This window comes from Mycobacterium sp., from assembly GCF_035697385.1.
GTDB lineage: Bacteria > Actinomycetota > Actinomycetes > Mycobacteriales > Mycobacteriaceae > Mycobacterium.
On sequence record NZ_DASSCY010000117.1, the window covers coordinates 1 to 6,420 of the forward strand.

General features: G+C 65.5%; 9 protein-coding genes. 4 read left to right on the top strand and 5 right to left on the bottom strand.

Annotated elements, in window-relative coordinates; translation table 11 throughout:
* Positions 1-414: DUF4760 domain-containing protein (locus VFH65_RS10190; RefSeq protein ID WP_353321155.1), on the top strand; the 414-nt coding region annotated here is incomplete at its 5' end.
* A 6-nt stretch (positions 415-420) separates the two neighbouring features.
* Here VFH65_RS10190 and VFH65_RS10195 read toward each other — a convergent pair.
* The gene (locus VFH65_RS10195) at positions 421-726 is read right to left on the bottom strand and encodes a hypothetical protein (protein ID WP_353321157.1); all 306 of its coding nucleotides are present in this window, start codon (positions 724-726) and stop codon (positions 421-423) included.
* 122 nt (positions 727-848) lie between these two features.
* Between VFH65_RS10195 and VFH65_RS10200 the strand changes: the two genes are divergently transcribed.
* Entirely contained in the window at positions 849-1,754 is a 906-nt protein-coding gene (locus VFH65_RS10200; protein WP_353321158.1) for a hypothetical protein, read from the top strand.
* Between the two features lie 89 nt (positions 1,755-1,843).
* Positions 1,844-2,269, top strand: a complete 426-nt coding sequence (locus tag VFH65_RS10205; RefSeq protein ID WP_353321160.1) for a L,D-transpeptidase — start codon at positions 1,844-1,846, stop codon at positions 2,267-2,269.
* Here the strand turns inward: VFH65_RS10205 and VFH65_RS10210 are convergent.
* Positions 2,224-2,667 (bottom strand): hypothetical protein, encoded by a 444-nt coding sequence (locus VFH65_RS10210; protein WP_353321162.1) that lies wholly within the window; start codon positions 2,665-2,667, stop codon positions 2,224-2,226. The two genes, VFH65_RS10205 and VFH65_RS10210, sit on opposite strands and share 46 nt — an antisense overlap.
* A complete protein-coding gene (locus VFH65_RS10215) occupies positions 2,664-3,098 on the bottom strand; it encodes a hypothetical protein (protein ID WP_353321164.1) in 435 nt (144 codons plus the stop codon). The genes VFH65_RS10210 and VFH65_RS10215 overlap by 4 nt, the downstream gene beginning before the upstream one ends.
* A gap of 105 nt (positions 3,099-3,203) precedes the next feature.
* Here VFH65_RS10215 and VFH65_RS10220 point away from each other — a divergent pair, with 105 nt between their 5' ends.
* The gene (locus VFH65_RS10220; protein WP_353321166.1) at positions 3,204-4,565 is read left to right on the top strand and encodes an NAD-dependent succinate-semialdehyde dehydrogenase; all 1,362 of its coding nucleotides are present in this window, start codon (positions 3,204-3,206) and stop codon (positions 4,563-4,565) included.
* Positions 4,566-4,592: 27 nt separating this feature from the next.
* Here VFH65_RS10220 and VFH65_RS10225 read toward each other — a convergent pair whose 3' ends face one another.
* Complete coding sequence (locus VFH65_RS10225) at positions 4,593-4,760, bottom strand: hypothetical protein (RefSeq protein ID WP_353321168.1); 168 nt, start codon at positions 4,758-4,760, stop codon at positions 4,593-4,595.
* A gap of 25 nt (positions 4,761-4,785) precedes the next feature.
* A complete protein-coding gene (locus VFH65_RS10230; RefSeq protein ID WP_353321169.1) occupies positions 4,786-6,321 on the bottom strand; it encodes a P-loop ATPase, Sll1717 family in 1,536 nt (511 codons plus the stop codon).
* Positions 6,322-6,420 lie beyond the last annotated feature (99 nt).

The window sequence follows — 6,420 nt, forward strand, 5'->3', positions numbered from 1 at the left end:
GCGCAAGGCGGCGGTATTGAAGCGTTGCCGCCCGAATATCGGGACAGTGTCTATTCCGTCTGCTACTTCTTCGACTACCTCGGGGTGCTACTGGCGTTCGGGGTGATCGAGCGAGATCTCGTCATCGGGTCGCTGGGCACCCACATAGTGCGCACCTGGTCGCTACTGGAGCACCACGTCGTCGCCGAGCGGGATCACCGCAGCCGGGCCTACCCCGCCGACGCGCCGGCCGGGTTCCTGCGTTATTTCGAGTCGCTGGTCGTGCTGGTCCGGCAGTCGGGTGGCCGATCCGCCGGCGAGGTGGTCATCCGCCGGCTCGGTTTGCCGAGCCTCGGCTGCCCCGTCGCACGGCGTGCCGGGCGGCTGAGCACGCGAGGGCGTGGTTCGAGCCGGTCGGGCACGCGTGCGATGTGACGAGGCTCACTCGCCGCGCATCGAGCGGCGGATCTCGGCCAGCCGGTCCTTGGCCGCCTGGTCGCGGTCGGCGATCTTCTTGTCGAGGGCCTCGGCCGTGTTCTCGGTGCCGAGGCCGGCGACCTCGGTCGCGCCGAGCGACGTCGTGTAGCGGTTCTCGATCTTGTCGCGGACGAAGTCGAAGCTGGGCACGCCACCTTCGCTGTAGTCGGCTTCCGGCAGCGGCGGCGACGGGATCGCCGGTGCCGCGGTGGGGGTTTCGTCGACGATCTCGCCCTCGACCACGTTCGGGTCGCCGTCGGGTTTGCTCATCTCCCGACCTTAGCGCCGTTGTGGGCAGTCCGGCCGCGACCAGTGGGTAATTCGGCCGTGGGCCCGGCCGTCGCGGTGGGGAATTCTCGACGCGCACAGCCGGTGTCCGGAGGGAGCAGACCATGAGTGCCGGGGCCTACCGCGCCGAAACGGCGGAGATGGGAACGGTCGTCAGGACGGTCGAAGACGTCGGGTCGTCCTTCCTGTCGGCCACGCGCGACCTGGAAGGCCTGGTGCTGGACGCGTTGTCGTTCGCCGGGATCGGCAGCGGGGTCGCGGCCGCGAATGCCGCCCTGCACACGACGCTCGGCAGCGCGCTGCAGAAACTCCTGCGCCTGCTGGTGAACGTGAACCAGAACGTCCAGACGGCCGCGGACGGCTACCGCGCCGCCGACTCCGACGTCGCCCAGGCCTATGGCGGCGGCGGGCAGGGCGGGGGTGCCGCCGCGGCCGCCCCGCCGCAGCAGCTCGATCCCCGCGTCGTCGACTCGATCATGCGGTCCGAAGGCGCGACCGGGGAGCAGGGCGGGGTGCCCGAGGCCTACGGTTTCCGGCAGAACATGCACAACGGCTACGACCGGATCATCGCCGCGCGCGAGCAGTACGGCATCGGCAGCGCCGAGGAACGCGCGGTCGTCGCCGACCTGATGACCGCGAACGCGCGCACGGCGGGCGCGCTCAACTTCACCGATCCCGGCACGCAGGCGGCGATCATGTCCGGGGCGCACATGCGCGGGGCCGGCGGTGTCCGGGCGATCCTCAACCACATGGCGGGCGAGGACATCGTGCGGAGCTCGCGCACGCTCAGCGACGCGGCCGTCCAGCACGTCCAGGGGCTGACGCCGGAGCAGTTCCAGCAGGAGTTCCGCGACGCCCGCATCGAATACGACCGCCAGATCTACGGCGGCACGACGACCACCCAGGGTGGGCAAACGCAGAACTGGTGGGACCGCTACGGCAACGGCCTGACCCGCCGCTACGACCGCGAACAGGCCGAGTTCCTGGGGCTTTCGCAGCCGCAGAACTGATCCGCCGGTCCCCGGGTTCGAAGATCGTCCGAGTGGGCACTCTCTTCGGGTAGCCGAACGACAACGGGAGGCACACGATGAACCGGAGGATGATCGCACTTCTGGGCGGGGTCGCCGCGATGGCGGGGACCGTGGCGTTCGCGGGAACGGCCGAAGCGGCGACCACGCCGTGCAGTGCCGAAGCGAAGGCCTGCGTCCAGCGCAGTTCGAATACCGCGTGGCTGACCGACGGCGCCGGGAACGTCACCTACGGCGGCGTCCCGATCACCGTGGGGATGCCGAAGTACCCGACTCCGCTGGGCAAGTTCCACGTGCAGTACAAGGACATCGACCACTACAGCAAGCAGTACAACGGGCCGATGCCGTACTCGGTGTTCTTCACCACCACCGGAGTCGCGTTCCACCAGGGCAGCCTGAAGGTCAAGTCCCACGGGTGCGTGCACCTTTCGCGCGCCGCCGCGGTGAAGTTCTACAACTCGCTGCACCCCGGTGACGTCGTCGAGGTCGTGCGCTGATCCGTCTGATGTGGACGGTCGAGCAGCGCGCCGGTGACGGCGCCGAACACCAGGTGGTCCAGGATCTGCGGCCCGCGCGGCAACGCCCGCACGGCGGGGTACGCGCGGGCCGCGATCCCGAGGTCCAGCGCCGCGATGGCCAGCCCGGCGACCGCGCCGCCCCCGGCGCCGAGCCGGTGGCGCCGCGAGACCGCGGCGAGCACGGCGGTCCACGCGGCGGAGACGACGATGTGCGCGATCAGCCCGGCGGCGACGCCGGGCCGGCCGCGCTGTCCCGGCAGCAGGGTGCCCGCCGCGCGGGTGGCGGCCAGGACGTCATCGCCGGTGAGAAGCGCGTATAAAGTCGACGGTATACCGCTGACCACGGCGGCGACGGCGCCGGCTCGCGCCGGGTTCATCCGTTTCGCGGGGCCAGGTACGCCGCCACGCGGATTCGCAGGCCGCGGACGTGGGGCAGCGCGATGGTGAACGTCCGGGCCGGCCGGTAGCCGGGCCACGGACCGCCGTGGGTGCACGGACCGGCGAAGTAGACGAAGCCGTCTTCGTCGTCGTAGCGGCCGGGTGACCAAATCGCCGCGTCACCCGCTTGGGGATCTCGGGCGAGCCAGTAGGCCTCGTGCTTCATGACGCGACGCAGCTGGGCGGCGAAGCCCGTCAGCTCGGCCTCGGGCAGGCCGAGACCGCGTCCGCTCCACACTCGCGGAGTGCGTTCCGACGTGCGGGCGGGGCAGCCGAAGGTGACCGCACTGGCGGTGTACTGCCGGGTCCAGCGGGCGGTTTTCGGTGCCTGCGCGGCGAGATCGGGTCCGCCGGTGAGTTCCAGCGTCATGGGGGCACGATAGTCGATCAAGCGGCGACAGGTACCGCCGCGCGGGTGCCGATCACGACTGACATAGTGTATACAGTATCCAGTAGCCTGGCAGAGGAGGCCGCTTTGTATACAGTCACCAACCCGGCGACGGGCGAGCTGGTCGACGAAATCCCGAATGCGGCCGACGAGGAGGTCCGCGCGGCGATCGACCGGGTGCACCGTGGGTACGCGGCCTGGCGGGCCCGGCCGGTCGCCGAACGCGCGGCGATCGTGCTGCGCGCGGCGGAGCTGTTCGCCGAGCGCGCCGACGAGCTCGCGGCGATCATGACCCTGGAGATGGGGAAGCGGATCAACGAAGGCCGCGGCGAGGTCGGCGTCGTGGCCGACATCTTCCGCTACTACGGCGAGCGCGGCCCGGACCTGCTGGCCGACGAGCCCCTGGCCATCCGCGGCGGAGAGGCGGTGCTGACGAAGGAGCCGATCGGGGCGCTGCTGGGTGTCATGCCGTGGAACTTCCCGTGCTACCAGGTGGCCCGGTTCGTGGCGCCGAACCTGTTGCTGGGCAACACGATCCTCCTCAAGCACGCCTCGATCTGTCCCCGGTCGGCGGCGGCGATCGAGGGGGTGCTGCGCGACGCCGGCGTGCCGCTGGACGCCTACGTGAACGTGTTCGCGTCGAGCAGGCAGGTGCCGTGGATGCTGGCGGACCCGCGGCTGGTCGGGGTGTCGCTGACGGGCAGCGAGCAGGCGGGCATTTCGGTGGCGGCCGAAGCCGGCCGCAACCTGAAGAAGTGCGTCCTGGAGCTGGGCGGTTCCGACCCGTTGATCGTGCTGGACACGGAAGACCTGGACGAAACGGTCAAGGTGACGGCCACGGCCCGGATGCGCAACTGTGGCCAGTCGTGCAACGCGCCCAAGCGCATCATCGTGCTGGCCGAGCTGTACGAGGAGTTCGTCGACCGCTTCGCCAAGCGCGTGACGGAGTACTACGTCCCAGGCGACCCGGCGGACCCGCGGACAACACTGCCCCCACTGGCCTCAACGGCGGCGGCGGACGAGGTGGCGGCCCAGATAGAGACGGCAATCCGAGCGGGGGCAACCCTCCGAGCGGGCGGCCACCGGGTCCCGGGCCCGGGCGCGTACGTGGAGGCAACGGTCCTGACGGACGTGACACCGGAGATGGCGGCGTACCACGAGGAGATCTTCGGCCCGGTGGCCCTGGTGTTCCGGGCATCATCGGAAGCGGAGGCGGTGAAGCTGGCGAACGACACGCCGTTCGGCTTGGGCGCAAGCGTGTTCGCCACGGACCGAGCCCGCGCGGCCCGGGTGGCGAGGGAGATCGAGGCGGGAATGGTGTACGTCAACAAGTCGGGCGGTTCGGAGGCGGACCTGCCGTTCGGCGGGATCAAGCGGTCGGGAATCGGACGCGAGCTGGGGACGCTGGGGATCGAGGAGTTCATGAACAAGAAACCGATACGCCTCTGACCTGCTGTTTTGTTGCGTTTGGTCCCGTCAGGCCGTCGTCAGGCCGTCTCGGAATCCTGGGCCGTCTGCGGTGGCCGGCGGCCGGAGCGGAGCGGCAGGCCGTCCGTGCCGCACTTGGGCGGGCCGCCGCGCGGCCACGAGGTGCGCCGCCGACAGCGGCGCCTTGATCCCATAGAGGCAATTTCGGCAGCTCATGGTCGAAAGCTGCTGTTGAGGCTAGTTAGAAGCCGTGGTGTCCGCCCCAGGCGTGGATAAGCGCGTTGTGCAGGATGAACTTCCCTCGCAGGTAAATCTGCGAGTCATCGCGGCGGTGATAGAACTGAAGGTAGGATTCTCGATCCTGACGTTGAACATAGTTTCCGATGGCTCCTGCATAAAAGAGCAGCGTCAGAAGTTTGTCGGTGTCCAGCGCTGCACCGCCTGCCTCTTCGAGAGCTTTGGTAAATTCTGCCCGATCAAAGATCTGCTTGTACATGTTCTTGAGAGCGGTCATTGCAGTAGTGGCGCTCTCTACCCCAACTTTGTTCCCCGCGAACTCGTTCATTATTGCGCCGATGAAGTACTTCGCGGAGTACTGAATGACGCCTTCTCGGATGACCTCTTCGGCTAACTTAGTGGTACTGGGAGGATAAATTTCTGACTCTTCTACCTTGCGGATCTCTTCGAAGAGGCGCAACAGATCTCGGGGCGTGTGCCTTGTCATGTTCAGGAGGTACTGAAGTGTTGGCATCGACTTTGGGATGCCAGTTCTTCCCCCAAGCGTCACATACGGAGGAAAATAGCTTAGGACGTCAACGGTCTCAAGGTCCAGGGCGCGAGCAGCCTTAGTGTTAACCAATTGGAGCAATGGTGCTTTTACTCCGGCGCTACCAGAAAGGACACGCCAATCGAGCTCAAGTGCAAGGTCGTCTCGCATTTTTTGTGAATCTGGGAGCGAGAGAGCTATCCTGGAAAATACATCGTTTCGCAGTAGAAGAACTACTGTCCCGGTAGCGTGATTGAACTGCAGCACCTGATTGATTTCGTAAGCAGCTTGCACGAGCGAGGCGAGACTCTCGTCGTACTTCGCGTCGTTCAGGAAAATCGAGTCCAGGCCATCCAGTAGTAGGATGTGACGAGTTTCTGATTCTGCGTTCGACACCCATTCTTCCATGTATGGAAGAAGGTTATAAATGTTGAGTTTGCTCTTGCTTTCACGTTTGTAAATATTACCGAGCTTTGGTACGGGGATCGTGACGGTGGTGTCCGAAATTTTCAGAAGCGCACGTCCAGACGTGTCGCTTGTTAGCCCGTAGTCGCGTAAGGCTCTGGCGACACGCATGACTTCGTTATTTGAGCGTAGTGAGCAACCTTGATCTCGAAGAAGTAGCTCCAAGTAGTTGCAAAGTAGAATAAACTTCCAGGCGACAACGGTTCTCTCGGGTCCAGCGGTTTGGCCGGTCTGCAGTCGAGGAACTTCGTCTAATGGCAGCGAGGAGGCGTCCCGAAGCAACGCCAAATGTGTTCCAAACGACTCGGTCGTACGTAGATACCAGCCAAGGGCGGACTTCCCGGTCCCCTTGGGGCCCAAAACAAGAAAAATTTTGCCACTCATAACTGACTTCGACGCATCTTTGAGATCTACGTAGCTTTTGACGAACTCTTCCTCGTCCTCGCTCACTTCATTTCGCGAGTCGCTTTTGCCGAAGTACAAGTCTTTATAAGGTGGCTTCAACTGACGTCTCTCTTTGCGATGCTGTGTGTCGGTCCAGTTCAAGTAAGTCGATGCTAGCGCTTGCTGTGTTACTTCGCGAGTCAAATTGTGATGTGATCGCAACTATGTGAGTGGGAGGGCTGTTTGCCTCTGCCCTCGGCG